Annotated in this window: 15 protein-coding genes; 2 read left to right on the top strand and 13 right to left on the bottom strand. The window is 31.7% G+C overall.

Annotated elements, in window-relative coordinates; genetic code table 11:
* Positions 1–151 precede the first annotated feature (151 nt).
* The gene (locus ABXT64_RS03725) at positions 152–844 is read left to right on the top strand and encodes a hypothetical protein (protein WP_443634046.1); all 693 of its coding nucleotides are present in this window, start codon (positions 152–154) and stop codon (positions 842–844) included.
* A gap of 143 nt (positions 845–987) precedes the next feature.
* On the top strand, positions 988–1,695 hold the full coding sequence (locus ABXT64_RS03730; protein WP_443634047.1) for a hypothetical protein: 708 nt from the start codon (positions 988–990) through the stop codon (positions 1,693–1,695).
* 288 nt (positions 1,696–1,983) lie between these two features.
* Here the strand turns inward: ABXT64_RS03730 and tsaB are convergent, their stop codons facing one another.
* From tsaB to ABXT64_RS03795, 13 genes are all read right to left on the bottom strand, one after another.
* The gene (tsaB, locus tag ABXT64_RS03735) at positions 1,984–2,643 is read right to left on the bottom strand and encodes a tRNA (adenosine(37)-N6)-threonylcarbamoyltransferase complex dimerization subunit type 1 TsaB (RefSeq protein WP_443634049.1); all 660 of its coding nucleotides are present in this window, start codon (positions 2,641–2,643) and stop codon (positions 1,984–1,986) included.
* On the bottom strand, positions 2,643–3,932 hold the full coding sequence (locus tag ABXT64_RS03740; protein ID WP_443634050.1) for an efflux RND transporter periplasmic adaptor subunit: 1,290 nt from the start codon (positions 3,930–3,932) through the stop codon (positions 2,643–2,645). The genes tsaB and ABXT64_RS03740 overlap by 1 nt, the downstream gene beginning before the upstream one ends.
* Before the next feature lie 2 nt (positions 3,933–3,934).
* Positions 3,935–5,380 carry a TolC family protein gene (locus ABXT64_RS03745; protein WP_443634051.1) on the bottom strand — a complete coding sequence of 482 codons (1,446 nt, stop codon included), beginning with the start codon at positions 5,378–5,380 and terminating at the stop codon, positions 3,935–3,937.
* A 61-nt stretch (positions 5,381–5,441) separates the two neighbouring features.
* Positions 5,442–6,602, bottom strand: coding sequence for an efflux RND transporter periplasmic adaptor subunit (locus tag ABXT64_RS03750; RefSeq protein ID WP_443634053.1), 1,161 nt, complete (start codon positions 6,600–6,602; stop codon positions 5,442–5,444).
* 30 nt (positions 6,603–6,632) lie between these two features.
* A complete protein-coding gene (locus ABXT64_RS03755) occupies positions 6,633–7,892 on the bottom strand; it encodes an ABC transporter permease (RefSeq protein WP_443634054.1) in 1,260 nt (419 codons plus the stop codon).
* Position 7,893: 1 nt separating this feature from the next.
* Positions 7,894–9,138 (bottom strand): ABC transporter permease, encoded by a 1,245-nt coding sequence (locus ABXT64_RS03760; RefSeq protein ID WP_443634056.1) that lies wholly within the window; start codon positions 9,136–9,138, stop codon positions 7,894–7,896.
* Positions 9,131–9,838, bottom strand: a complete 708-nt coding sequence (locus tag ABXT64_RS03765) for an ABC transporter ATP-binding protein (RefSeq protein WP_443634057.1) — start codon at positions 9,836–9,838, stop codon at positions 9,131–9,133. The genes ABXT64_RS03760 and ABXT64_RS03765 overlap by 8 nt, the downstream gene beginning before the upstream one ends.
* Before the next feature lie 137 nt (positions 9,839–9,975).
* The gene (locus tag ABXT64_RS03770) at positions 9,976–10,200 is read right to left on the bottom strand and encodes a hypothetical protein (RefSeq protein WP_443634058.1); all 225 of its coding nucleotides are present in this window, start codon (positions 10,198–10,200) and stop codon (positions 9,976–9,978) included.
* A gap of 4 nt (positions 10,201–10,204) precedes the next feature.
* A complete protein-coding gene (locus tag ABXT64_RS03775; protein WP_443634059.1) occupies positions 10,205–10,735 on the bottom strand; it encodes a DUF420 domain-containing protein in 531 nt (176 codons plus the stop codon).
* Between the two features lies 1 nt (position 10,736).
* A complete protein-coding gene (locus ABXT64_RS03780; protein WP_443634061.1) occupies positions 10,737–11,357 on the bottom strand; it encodes an SCO family protein in 621 nt (206 codons plus the stop codon).
* A gap of 1 nt (position 11,358) precedes the next feature.
* Positions 11,359–12,027, bottom strand: coding sequence for a hypothetical protein (locus ABXT64_RS03785; protein ID WP_443634063.1), 669 nt, complete (start codon positions 12,025–12,027; stop codon positions 11,359–11,361).
* Positions 12,028–12,154: 127 nt separating this feature from the next.
* On the bottom strand, positions 12,155–12,541 hold the full coding sequence (locus tag ABXT64_RS03790) for a cytochrome C oxidase subunit IV family protein (protein WP_443634064.1): 387 nt from the start codon (positions 12,539–12,541) through the stop codon (positions 12,155–12,157).
* 17 nt (positions 12,542–12,558) lie between these two features.
* Complete coding sequence (locus ABXT64_RS03795; protein WP_443634066.1) at positions 12,559–13,548, bottom strand: cytochrome c oxidase subunit 3; 990 nt, start codon at positions 13,546–13,548, stop codon at positions 12,559–12,561.
* Positions 13,549–13,569: the final 21 nt, after the last annotated feature.

A 13,569-nucleotide genomic window follows, 5' to 3' on the forward strand; every position in this document is an offset into this window, starting at 1 on the left:
GGATTAGTTAATGTTTATAGGCGTTACCTATTGGACATTTATAAACAAATTTATTTACAATTGCTATATTATTAATTTTATGTTAAATTAAAAAAAAGGCGTAGGGTAAATAGAATGTTAACTGTTTTATAAATCTATAATTAAAAAAAAAATGAAAAAAAGAACCTCTCTTTATTACTTAATATTACTAATAAGCTACACTGCTTCTTCTCAACAATCTTTCAATAATAATTTAGAAAGTGAATATATCTCGAACAAAACAATCAACTTAAAAGAAAATTCAAATGATTATACGGGATCTCCCTATTTTAATGAAGTGTTTATAAAAGGAAACATTTATAAAAATGGAGAATTATTGGCTACTAATAAAAGCCTTAGATATAATGCAAGTAAAGACGAATTTGAAATAAAAAATAGTCTAAATCCAACTAGCGATTTAGTTAAAACATTATTTAAGAAAAATAGCCTAAGTATTAAAATAGGGATTAAAGAGTTTGTATTTATTCGCCCAAATAGCACAAATACAGCAAATGGATATTTTCTATTATTACAAGAAGGTGAAAATATATCGTATTTAAAAAAGATTAAAAAGAAGTTTATACCAGGTAAAAAAGCATATAGCTCTATGGCGGTTAATACACAAGCAACATATAAAAGTGATGATGTATATTATTTGTTAAATAAAGAAGGAACATTATTTGAATTACCTAATTCGAAAAATGGAATAATTGAGACCTTTGGTTCCCATAAAAAAGAAATAAAAGCTTTTCTTAAAGAAAATAAGCTTAATATTAAAAAGGAAAAAGGGCTGAAAAAGGTTGTAGTATATTATAATTCATTATAATATGCACCTTAATGGATTAAGGGGGTCGGTATTTATAAATACCGACCCCCTTTTTATAAATACAGGTTGAATAGACTTGTTTAAACCCTCATTCCTGTTTACTTTTACCATATAATAAATTGCTCATACTTAATAAAAATACCATGAATAAAAATATTTTAATATTTTCTTTACTAAGTATCATTTCATTTTCTGAAGTAAAAGCACAAAATGGAATGCAAACTAGAAAGAATACAGTAATGTTTGAACATATTACTAGAAATAATTTAAACCTAGATTACTTAGATGTATACGAAGGAACTCCTTATAACAACCCAAACTTCTTAATTGGAGATATATATATTAACAATGAGAATACAGCTCCTAATACATCATTAAGATATAATATTTATGCTGATGAAATGGAGGTTAAAGAATATCCTAATGATGAAGAATCAGATTTAAAAGCTTTAACAAAATCTCCAGATATTTATGTTACGATAATTAATGATAAATTTGTATACATAGCAAAAACAGAAGGAATACCTGAAGGAGGTTACTTTTTAGAGTTACAAAAAGGAAAAAATGTAATGCTATATAAAAAGTTGATCAAAAAATATTATCCAGAGAAAAAAGCTAAAACATCATTCGAAAGAGATATTCCAGCTAACTTTAAAGACAAGCCTTTATATTATATAATGTCAAAAGATGGAAAAATGAATGAAGTTCCATCTTCAAAAAGCAAAACAATTAAAATGCTTAGTGAACTTAATAAAGGCATCAAATCTTATATTAAAACTAATAAAATTGACATCACAGAAGAAAAAGGATTAATTAAAGCCTTTAGATATTGCGATACTAATATGCTTTAAAATCTTTTAAAGAATAAAATAAATAACAAAAAAGGCAGCAAATAATTTGTTGCCTTTTTTTATTTGCAAATTTATAATATGAATAAATAGCATATGAAAAGTATTACATATTAATAATTTTTGTTTGTTTAACAGAATTAACTTTAGCTCAAAATGAAATTAAAGCTATTATTGTAGGTGAAGATTATATAACAACAAGTACTAGAAGATTAATAAATGATGATTTAGATATAACTGATGAAAATATTTTTATAAAAATAGTACGTTATTTCGATTCAATGAAAGATGCTAATTGGTAACAAAATCTTTTAAATAATAAGGTTCAAAATAGGCGACATCTTCGATGTCGCTTTTTTTATACTTTTTTTCTGCTAATAAAGCCATTTCATTAGAGGATGGCATTCTATCTTCAACAAAATTAGCATTCTTATGGGAACATAGCGTTTTAAATTTTTCAACACCATCCCCTATAAAAAAAACGGTATCATCATTTAAATACTCCGCAAAGGATTCTTGGTCTAGCACTTCAGCTCTAGTTTCCCTAACTTCGATAACATCATTATCATAAACCGAAGAATATACTTCCATTCTACGCGCATCTAGCATCGAAACAATTATTCCATTTTCAATTTGCAATTGATTTGCCAATATCTCTAATGTTGGAATAGATATTAAAGGGATACCTAAAGCAAAACAAAGCCCTTTTGCGGCTGAAACTCCTATTCGAAGTCCAGTATAGGACCCTGGACCTTTACTTACTGCTATTGCATCTAAATTAGCTTTTGTGATTTTATTTTCGATTAATAATTCCTCAATAAAAACATGCAGCCTTTCAGCATGGGAATAGTGTTTGCTATTATCTTCTTTTAAAGCAACAATGCTTCCATTAACTGAAAGCCCTACAGAACAGTTTGTTGTCGATGTTTCAAGACATAATATGATTGCCATTATCCCTCTTCTTTATCGCTTTCTCCTTCTTCGGAAGAAATTTGTTCAATCTTATCTCCTGGTTTTAATGATTTTGTTACCACAGTATAAGGACCTGTAACCACCTCATCATCTTCAGTTAATCCTGAAATAATTTCAATGTTAGAATCGTCTTGAATTCCAGTTGTAACTATACGTAGTTTTGCTTCATTGCCATTTTTAACAAAAACACATTCAAACTTTTCTACATTTTCAGCTTTAGTTTTTTTAACCACAATCTTTTTAGAAGAAGAGGTATCTGTTTTAATAACAATAGCACTAATCGGCACTCCTATAATTTTTTCCTTTTTATCTGTAATTACATCTACAGTTGCAGTCATACCAGGTCTAAATGGAGAATAATGTTCTGGTTTACCTTTGGTTAAATCAATATAAGATTCTGGAACTATTCTAACTTTTACCTTAAAATTGGTTACCTGATCTACAGACGCAGCGTTTTCAGCAGAATTTGCAATTTCAGTAACAATTCCTTTAAATTCTCTTTTTAAATATGCATCCACTTCAACAATGGTAGAATCACCAATATTTACTTTTACAATATCGGTTTCATTTACATCTACCTCAACCTCCATATTATCTAAATTAGCAACTCTTACTATTTCAGTTCCTGCCATTTGTGCTGTTCCAACAACTCGCTCTCCAAGTTCGACAGACAATTTTGAAATGGTACCATCCATAGGTGCATATATCGAAGTACGAGACAAATTATCTTTTGATTGTTTTACCGTTGACGCTGCACTTTGAACATTGTAATACATCGATTGTACACTCGCTTGCGCTCTTTCGTAATCTGCGATTGCATTATCCCAATCTGATTTTGAAATTACACCTTTTTCAAATAAGGCTTTACTACGATCGTAATTGGATTTTGAATTTTTAAGACTTGCTTCTGCTTGAGCTAATTGAGCTCTCATATTCTGTAATCCAGATTGTGATTGGTTAACAACTGCTTGAATTAAATCGGGATTAATTTTAACTAATAAATCTCCCTTTTTAACTTGCTGTCCTTCTTTTATTGGCAGTTCAATAATTTCACCTGAGACTTCAGAAGAAAGTTTTACTTCTATTTCTGGTTGAATTTTACCTGTAGCAGCAACAGTTTCAATTATATCCATTAACTCAATTTTGGTAATTTCTACTTCTTTAAAGTGTCCACTTTTACCAAACCACCCTTGTTTTTTACCAAACATCAATAAAATCAATAGAATTACAACTATTGAACCTAACCAAATAAGTGTTTTTTTCTTCATATCTAAAATTTAAGTTCTGTTGCAGGCACTCCAAAATATAATTCTAATACTTTCAATTTAAAAATATAATCATATTTAGAGCGATTTTCTTCTATTTGTGCATTGTCATATCTCAATTTAGATTGACTAAAATCGAATGCGTTTGTTAATCCAACATCGTATCGATCTTTTGCGTATTGATATGCTAATTTTTGAGATTCTAATGCAGCTAAAGCTGCCTCATATGATTTTAAAGCTCCTTTAGAGTCAACGAATGCTTGATATACATTAGATTCTAAATCGAGTGTAGCTTGCTCTAATCTAAACTCACTTCGTAAAACGTTTACCTTGCTACGTTTTACATTATTGCGGGCTGAAAACCCATTAAAAACAGGTACATTTAAAGACACACCATAAGAGATACCATCATTTAAATATAGTTGTTCTCCATAAGGCAAGGGGTTTAATTCTTCAATAATAGTATTAGAAAAAGTACCTACCACATTTTGTCCAGTAGATTCTACTATACCAATATCACTTGTAATTAATGGATTGTCAGTATCTACACCTTGTACAAATCTATTAGAACCAGATTCACGGGTATTGTAATTAAAGAAACCGCTTAGAGAAGGTAAATAAGAACTTTTTGCAATTTGTAGGTCTTTCTCAGCTAATTCTACATTTTTTTCAGCAATCTTAACTTCGTATCTATTTTCTTTAGCTGCTTCAATCACTTCATCCACATTTTTTGAAGAAAATCCATCATCAATGATATTGTAATTATCATCAACTATATCAAAAGAAGGATAATCTTTAACTAACAATAATTGTGCTAAACTAATAAGAGAAATTGTTACTGTATTTTCAGCCACAGCAATTCGTTGTTTTTCACTAGCATTAGTCGCTTGAATTTCTAATAAATCTCCTCTTGGAAGTACTCCAGCATCTACTAAATCTTGTGTCCTCTTTATTTGCTCTAGGGTTACTTCATTTTGAGATTGAATGACTTTTAAATTTGCCTTATTTAAAAGCACTTGTAAAAAACTATTGGCTACAAATAAAGCAATATCATCTTGCATTTTATCAAGATTATATTGTGAAGCCAATTGCGATAGCTTGGCTCTTTGAAATTGTCGGTGATTACGTAAACCATTAAATATATTAACCCCTGCACTAAAACTATACGATGAGTTTCTTGAGGTTTGAGTTTCTAATACTCCCGTTGTAATATTTTGAGTTAAACCTGTATTCCATGAATTTGAAGCAGAAGCATTCAAATTAGGAAAAAAGTTACCAAAGGCATCGCTTTTTTCTATATCTGAAAGTTGAACGTCTAATTCAGATTGTTTCACTGAAATATTATTTTTTAATGCATACTCAACACATTCTTGTAAGGTCCATTTTTTATTTTGAGCACTTACAGAAAAACCGATGCTGAGGAATAAAAATATAATTACTAACTTCTTCATATTAATTGTTGTTGTTGAATTTGTCTTTTAAATGTTAAAATTGTTACAAAAATTGTTACAATTATTGACCTCCCCATTGATTAGCAGGCTTTAATTGATTCCAAACTTTTATTTTATCCTCTATCGAAACACCGCTTTTTACTTCTACATTGATCCCGTCACTTATTCCTAGCTCTATATCTCTTCGTTCAAAATCTTGATCCCCTACTTCTAACTCAACATAGGGTTTTTGGGTTTTAACATCGTATTGAATGAGTGCTTCCTTTAATGTCAAGACACTGTCTGCTCGAGCTAGAATAATCGAAGCATTAGCACTTAAGCCTGCTCTAATAAAAGTGGTATCTAGTATGTTAAGTGTTCCTTTTATTTCAAATTGAATCGCTCCATTTTCACTTACTCCTTTTGGAGCAATATAATCCAAGATGGCATCAAACTTCTTATTTTCAATGGCACCTACCGTAATTTCTAATGGTAAATTTTCTTTTATTTTACCCACCTCACTTTCATCTACTTTACCTTCAAAAATCATTTCATCTACATTAGCCAAGATTGCTATTGTTGTACCATCATTAAAATTATTTGATTCGATAACCTGATTTCCTGTTTTCACTGGAATATCCAATACCATCCCAGATACTGTTGCTCTAATCTCTGTATTAGCTGAAGCGCCCAAACCTCTTGTAGTTCCTGTTTTTACAATATCAAACGTTTGTTGCGCACCAGACAAACTTACTTTCTCCTGATTGTATCGCTGTTGAGCCTGATTATAACTCAACTTAGCTCTGTCAAATTCGTTCGCAGAAACCACTCCTTTTTCGAATAGTCCCTTTTGCCTATTATATATACTTTTTTCACTTTCCAATGCTAAACGGGCTGTCTCCACCTGGGTTCTTACTGAATTAATATTATTCTTAGCACTGCTAAGAGAATTCACATTGGGAACAACTTTAACTTTTGCAATAAGATCTCCAGCTTTGATAACATCACCTGCTTCTACGAATATTTCATCAATAATTCCAGAAATATTCGGTTTAATGAGGATCTCCTCCTTAGGCACAATACTACCCGTTGCCACTGTCTTTTTAATAATACTCCCTTTGGATGCTGACTCCGTAGCATACGTCACTGGGTCTTCTTGATTTTTTTGATAGAGATAGTATACACCACCTACACAGCTTAAGACTATAAGGGCTAGTACTATAATGGTTCCAATTCGTTTCATATGAGTAATTGATTATTAATAATTATATATTTAATCGGTTCGCAAAGCGTCCACGGGTTTCATTTTTGTAGCGCGAACAGCTGGGATAAGTCCAGCTAAGACTCCAGAGATAATTAATATAATGAAGGCAGTTACTACAACACCAATTTTTACTGAAGGGTTTGCAAAGTTTTTAACAGGACCAACGCTATCTAAAATAGTATTCATTATCCAGATTAAAAAGGAGGCAAAAGCGATTCCTGCCATTCCAGAAATTATGGTCAAAAATATTGATTCCTGTAAAATTTGTAATCTAATATTCCATGGGGTGGCTCCCAAGGCTCGTCTTACACCAATTTCCTTGGTTCGTTCTTTTACAACGATAAGCATAATATTACTAATTCCAATGGCTCCAGAAATTAATACCAAAGCTCCAACCACATATCCAACCAATGATAGAATGGTAAACAATCCACTTATTCGTGCAAATTGTTCGGCCAAATCAAAACTTCCTATGGCTCTTTTATCATCAGGATGTATATTTCTTTGCTCACGCATAGTAGCCATAATTTTTGGCTTCAATCTTGTTATACTTGTATTATCATGAGCTGTTATTGCCATCCAACCAACATTATTCGCCCTATTAAACGCTTGCCCAAATGTAGTAAATGGTACATAGATGGTATTGCTCTCGTCTTGACTGTCCCCATTACTATTACCCATCTTAAACGTACCTACTACTAAAAAATTAATTCCATTAATTTTGATATAGGTGTCAATGACTTGTTCTCCCTTATCGTATAGACCATTAATCACATCCTTTCCAATTACGGCAACTTTTCTTTTTTCTTCAATATCACCATAACTTAAAAACCGTCCCTCCATAATATCCATGGGTTGTTGTTTTATAAACTCTGGATAATCGCCATAAATACTAAAAGCACCCGACTTCTCATTTCTTATCACATTATTGGCTCCTCGAAATCCACCTAGCTGGTTTCTGGGAGACACATACTTAAGCTCAGGTATCTGCTCTTTCAAAACCTCAACATCCTCCGTTTTAAAATTGAAACGTCGTCCTTTAGGAAGTCCTTTATAAGGCATTGAAGTTCCTTGTGTCCACATAAAAATAGAATTGGTTGCAAAATCACCAAAATCTGCTTGAACACCGTTCCGTAATCCATTGGTAAGAGCTAAAAGTGTAACCAGGATAAAAATACCCCAGAACACACCAAAAGCAGTAAGAAAAGTTCTTACTTTATTTGCGTTCAACGCCTCTAATATTTCGTTCCAACGATCCTTGTTAAACATATTATTCGTCTCTTAGTGCATCTATTGGCTTAATGTGTGCAGCTCGTCTTGCAGGGATAAATCCTGCTAGAGCGCCAGCAGCGATCAAAACAAACACTGTAATCATAGCTGTATTAAAATCAACCTGTGGATACTTAATAAAATCACTTTCAATTTGTGGGCCCACTAATTCTAATAAAGCTACACCGGCAAATAATCCCATAAAACCTGCAATTGCTGTAATAAAAATAGCTTCTTGCAAAATCATTGCTATAATTGAGCTAGGTAAAGCTCCTATGGCTTTCCTAATTCCAATTTCTTTTGTTCTTTCCTTCACAACAATTAGCATGATATTACTCACTCCCATCACTCCTGCTATAATCGTTCCTAACCCTATAAACCAAAAAACCATTCGAATAGTGTCGATGAGTCCATAAATTTGTTTGGCCTCTTCTAAAGTGTCAAAAACACGAACAGCACTTGTATCATCTGGAGCAACGCTGTGTTTTGATTTGAGGTCATTCTCGAATTGATCCTTCATCGAAGCCGACAAGGCAACTGCTTCATCAAAATCTTCACTCATTTTCACCGTATAAACCAAGGAACGCAACTTATCTCCTGCGTTAAAAACTCGCTGTGCCGTTGTCACAGGAATAAAAGCTCGGTTCTCTTCACGTTCACCACCAGGGTCTGTATAAACTCCAACTACTAAAAAGTTAATACCAAAGACCTTTATTAATTTGCCAACAGCTTCCTCATCCTTGAAGAGATCCTGTTTCATTTGATTACCAAGAACGGCAATTTTTAAACCAGCATCCATATCTGACTGATTCACAAAACGTCCCGAAACCATAGTTGCATTTTCGATGAACTGTTGATCTGGCCCAGCTCCTTCTACTCTATAGTTTCCATTCTGATTCCCATAAGTTACTTCGGCGCCCCAAATGGAGTACAGCCCGCTTTTGTATTCTATATTTTCTTTATGCTTCCTATTCATTTCATCAAAATCACCATTTCGAAGTTGAATAACGCGCCCAGGATTGAGCCCTTTGTAACCTTTAGTGGTCATTCCCGTCCATACCGAAAGTCGGTTAGTAGCATCCTGTTCGAATTCACTCCGAACGCCATTTTCAATCCCACTACTGAAGCCCACAAGTATGACCAAAATAAAAATTCCAAAAAAAACAGAAACCATTGTTAAAAAGGTTTGCAATTTGTTCTTGCCCATGCTATCAAATATCTCTTGCCAACGTTCTATATTAAACATGAGATTTGGCTTTAACTCTTACTTGTTTCACCTTAATATCTTCAATAATTACTCCATCTTTAAGATGCACAATTCGCTTACACATGTGAGCGATATCATCTTCATGAGTAACTACTAAGATTGTTTTTCCTTCATCATTAATGCCCTGAATAAGTTCCATTACTTCATACGATGTAGTACTGTCTAATGCTCCAGTAGGCTCATCAGCAAGTAATACTTTAGGATCACTTACTAAAGCTCGAGCTATTGCTACACGTTGTTTTTGACCACCTGATAATTGATTTGGTAAATGTGAAGCCCAATCTGCAAGACCAACTTTTTCTAGATAATGCATCGCTTTTTCCATTCGGACATTACGTTTAACTCCTTGATAATATAAGGGCATTGCAACATTATCTAATGCAGATTTATAGCCTATTAAGTTAAAAGACTGAAATATAAAACCGAGAAATTTGCTTCTGTATTGAGCTGCTACTTTTTCATTTAAATTTTTAATCACTTTATCATTAAGCTCATATACACCTTCATTGGCTTCATCTAAAATTCCTAAAATGTTAAGTAATGTAGATTTTCCAGAACCTGAAGAACCCATAATAGCAACCATTTCACCTTCTTCTACTTCAAAATTAATTCCTTTTAAAACATGAAGAGAATTGCTCCCCATTACATACGATTTATGTAAGTTATTAATTTTAATCATGCCTAGTTTTTAATTGACAATTTACAGAAATAATTCACTGCAATATGTGAAAGTGTTGTTAAGACTTACAGCCTTTTCAGATTAAATAAGACTCCTCTAAAGCACTATTGTTACATTAAATATGAAGAAATTATAGTTTATTCTTTTTTTGCCTTTTTTCTGCTTTTATAAATTGCATAACCTACTCCTGCAATTAACAAATAAGGGAACATCATTAAATATACAATCCCATTATTAATTCCTTTTGCAACAAGCCCACTCTCATCACTTTCTATAACAGCCCTACACATTGCGCATTGAGCATCTACAGGTAATACCGCTATAATGAATAATAGAGTTAATAAAATAAATTTTAGCCGCATATTATTAATAATAAGGAGAAATTAAGATATAAACTATAACGCCAGTAACCGCCACATAAAGCCATAATGGAAACGTAATTTTGGCTATTTTTTTATGTTTTTCAAAATCTGAAGTAATTCCTCTTACAAAAGTGATTAATACAAAAGGAATAATAATGATTGATAATAATATATGACTTATAAGAATAAAGTAATACACACTTTTTATAATTCCTTCGCCGCCAAACTTTGTTGAATCTGAAGTCATATGATAAAGAACATAAAGAACAAGAAACAGCGCAGATAATGCCACTGCTGTTTTCATCATTTTTTCATGTGTTTTTCTATTTCCTTTTTTAATCTGAAATACAGCAAGAACTAATAGAATTGCCGTTATAGCATTAATACTTGCATACAAAGGTGGTAAAAATGCTATACGCTCAACACCTGGAATTCTAACACTAAAAAGAAGTGCAACTACAATTGGAATTAAGATGGATAAAACCCAAATCCACTTAGTATATTTTTTTGATTTTTCTAAAATCTCTTTCGCCATTTTATAATAACTTTTTTATATCTTCAATTAACATTTGGATTCCCTTATCCTCTAAACCATCATAATAAATAACTGGATTTTTATTTTCATCTAGCCTAGAACGAATATTCCCCTCTTGATCTATTAAAGCAAAAAATCCTGAATGCTCAAAACCTCCTTCTATTTCTTCATTTTCACCGACATACAAATTAAATCCACTGTTCGCTAGTTCGTATATTTTCTCCTTTTCACCTGTAAGTAAATGCCAGTTCGGACTTGAAATTTTATATTTTTCGGCATATTGTTTTAATACTTCTTGGGTGTCTGTTGCAGGGTCTATCGTAAAAGATGCAAAGCCAACCTTAGGATTACCAAAATATTTATTCTGAATTTTCACCATATTTCTATTCATAACAGGGCAAATAGAAGGGCAATTTGTAAAGAAAAATTCCACTATGTACACTTTTCCTTTATAGGTTTTATTCGTGATAGTTTCTCCATCTTGATTGGCAAAACTAAAAGGGGGAACAATCCCAATCTCTGCTAATTCTGAACCTGAAATTGTATCCACAATTTTTGGTACTGCCCAAATTCCGAATATTAATATAATAAAAGAGATTCCTATGTATGAGTAGTTTTTCATTTTAAATTTCTCTATTTGAATTGTACTTTTTTAATGCTAATCTATATTCTGCAATGATCACCTTAATATCATCATCCATTTTATTGTTTATCTCTGAATAATCTCGCGCATCAAATCCGAATAAAACTCCTTCATCTTCATCTTTATCTTCATCTCTACCCCGTAAATTATTATCATGATCAATTATAAATACATAAGGGCTAGACATATTTTTATCTAAAGAATAATTACTTTTTAATGAATGAAATACTTCCTGAACTTCGTCTTCACTAGCAAAAACAAATTTCCAATTTTTAGGATCTTCAATTTCTTTTAATTTTTCTTTTAACTGAAGTGCTTCTTCTTTTTGATTTTCATCTATAACTATTATAAATTGAAAATCTTGAAACTGATAGTATTTTTTATAAATCTTATGTGCTAAGTTAAAAGCATTTGCTTTTTTTGACTCTACATCTTTTCCGAAGAAACCGAGAACGGTAATATGGTTTTCTAATTGTACTGAAGGGCCTTCTAAGGAAGTGAAATTTTTAATATCTGAAACATTTTCAGTAAGTATTGGAAGTTTCCCGAAATTATTTACTCCTGAAGCAAAAAACAAATACACCGTTATAGGCAATAAAAATAAGACCCCTAAAACTGTAAACTTTTTTATTTTATCTGACTTTTCCACATTGCAAAAATACTTGGTAAAAAAAGGAGGAGCAACCTTTTTATAGTTAATTTTTAGTTATAATCTAATTATAAATAAAAAAGCCCTGAAAACAGGGCTTTATATAATAAATAAGAATGAATAATTATTAAAAATTAAATTTAATAAACCCTTCTTTATAGATGTTAAAAATATAATCTCCTTCTACCAATATAATAAATAAAAGATATATTATTAAGAATATAGTTGTCCAAACCACAGCTCTTCTTAATCCACTTTTTTCATCCCGCATATGCATGAAATCCCAAGTAATATAATATGCTTTTACTATGGTTAGTATAAGAAAAATCCAGTTAAGATATTTTAAAGCTAAAAATTTTCCTTGTACTAAAAATTCAGGTTTTGCAATACCTAAACCTACCTCAACCATCGTGATTATAGAAAGTAATATAAATACACCCCAAATTTTTTGAATGTTCGATTTAAACTTTAAGCGTCCTCTGAAAATTGCTAAATTATGTTCTGCGTGTGCCATTTCTTAAAATTAAAAATTTAAACAAGGTAGAATACAGTAAATACAAACACCCATACTAAATCTACAAAGTGCCAATATAAACCTACTTTTTCAACCATTTCATAATGTCCTCTACGTTCGTAAGTTCCAATTATAACATTAAAGAATACTATAAGGTTGAACATTACTCCAGAAAAAACGTGAAATCCGTGAAATCCTGTTATAAAGAAAAAGAAATCAGCAAATAAAGGGGTTCCGTATTCATTGTGTTTTAAATTTGCTCCTTCTACTACCATTTTACCATCAGCAGTAATTTTTGCCATAGATTCTTCTCGAGATAATATAATACGTTCACCTCTATCATTTAAATATTGAGTACGTATTAATAATGATTCGTCAGCAAGAAAACCTTTCGTTACTTCTTCTAAAGAAAAACTTGTACTAGCAGGTTCTGATTGATACCAAATACCTTCACTTTCTATATGATCTTTTCTTACAGTTGGTATTTCAATTGCGAAATCTCCAATTGCAATTCTTTGAGAATCACCTTCTATATCTGAATCTAAAAATTGAAGTATTTTACCTCCTTTAGTTTCTACAGCTCCATAACTTCCTTTAATGAATGTCTTCCATTCCCATGCTTGGGAACCTACAAAAATAAGACCTCCAATAATGGTTAAGAAAAGGTAAATAATTACTTTATTCTTTTTCATATGGTGTCCCGCATCAACCGCTAATACCATCGTTACTGAAGAGAAAATCAGAATAAAAGTCATAAATGCCACATAATACATCGGAAAATTACCGTGCACAAAAGGTATGTGGGTAAAAACCTCATCTGCTATTGGCCATGAGTCTATAAATTTAAATCTTGAAAATCCATAAGCGGCAAGAAATCCTGAAAAGGTTAATGCATCTGATACAATGAAAAACCACATCATCATTTTACCATAACTGGCATTTAAAGGGCGGTTTCCTCCTCCCCAGGTTTTTTCATCAGTACCTGTTTTAGCAACAGTTGCTTCCATATAAAGAATTTGGTTTAAAAT

Source organism: Candidatus Marifrigoribacter sp. Uisw_064 (assembly GCF_047730175.1).
Lineage (GTDB): Bacteria > Bacteroidota > Bacteroidia > Flavobacteriales > Flavobacteriaceae > Marifrigoribacter.

What these genes read in the sequence shown, in the direction of transcription:
- ABXT64_RS03725 (WP_443634046.1), top strand. Translation starts at nt 152, where the DNA reads ATGAAAAAAAGAACCTCTCTTTATTACTTAATATTACTAATAAGCTAC.
- ABXT64_RS03730 (WP_443634047.1), top strand. Translation starts at nt 988, where the DNA reads ATGAATAAAAATATTTTAATATTTTCTTTACTAAGTATCATTTCATTT.
- tsaB (WP_443634049.1), bottom strand. Translation starts at nt 2,643, where the DNA reads ATGGCAATCATATTATGTCTTGAAACATCGACAACAAACTGTTCTGTA.
- ABXT64_RS03740 (WP_443634050.1), bottom strand. Translation starts at nt 3,932, where the DNA reads ATGAAGAAAAAAACACTTATTTGGTTAGGTTCAATAGTTGTAATTCTA.
- ABXT64_RS03745 (WP_443634051.1), bottom strand. Translation starts at nt 5,380, where the DNA reads ATGAAGAAGTTAGTAATTATATTTTTATTCCTCAGCATCGGTTTTTCT.
- ABXT64_RS03750 (WP_443634053.1), bottom strand. Translation starts at nt 6,602, where the DNA reads ATGAAACGAATTGGAACCATTATAGTACTAGCCCTTATAGTCTTAAGC.
- ABXT64_RS03755 (WP_443634054.1), bottom strand. Translation starts at nt 7,892, where the DNA reads ATGTTTAACAAGGATCGTTGGAACGAAATATTAGAGGCGTTGAACGCA.
- ABXT64_RS03760 (WP_443634056.1), bottom strand. Translation starts at nt 9,138, where the DNA reads ATGTTTAATATAGAACGTTGGCAAGAGATATTTGATAGCATGGGCAAG.
- ABXT64_RS03765 (WP_443634057.1), bottom strand. Translation starts at nt 9,838, where the DNA reads ATGATTAAAATTAATAACTTACATAAATCGTATGTAATGGGGAGCAAT.
- ABXT64_RS03770 (WP_443634058.1), bottom strand. Translation starts at nt 10,200, where the DNA reads ATGCGGCTAAAATTTATTTTATTAACTCTATTATTCATTATAGCGGTA.
- ABXT64_RS03775 (WP_443634059.1), bottom strand. Translation starts at nt 10,735, where the DNA reads ATGGCGAAAGAGATTTTAGAAAAATCAAAAAAATATACTAAGTGGATT.
- ABXT64_RS03780 (WP_443634061.1), bottom strand. Translation starts at nt 11,357, where the DNA reads ATGAAAAACTACTCATACATAGGAATCTCTTTTATTATATTAATATTC.
- ABXT64_RS03790 (WP_443634064.1), bottom strand. Translation starts at nt 12,541, where the DNA reads ATGGCACACGCAGAACATAATTTAGCAATTTTCAGAGGACGCTTAAAG.
- ABXT64_RS03795 (WP_443634066.1), bottom strand. Translation starts at nt 13,548, where the DNA reads ATGGAAGCAACTGTTGCTAAAACAGGTACTGATGAAAAAACCTGGGGA.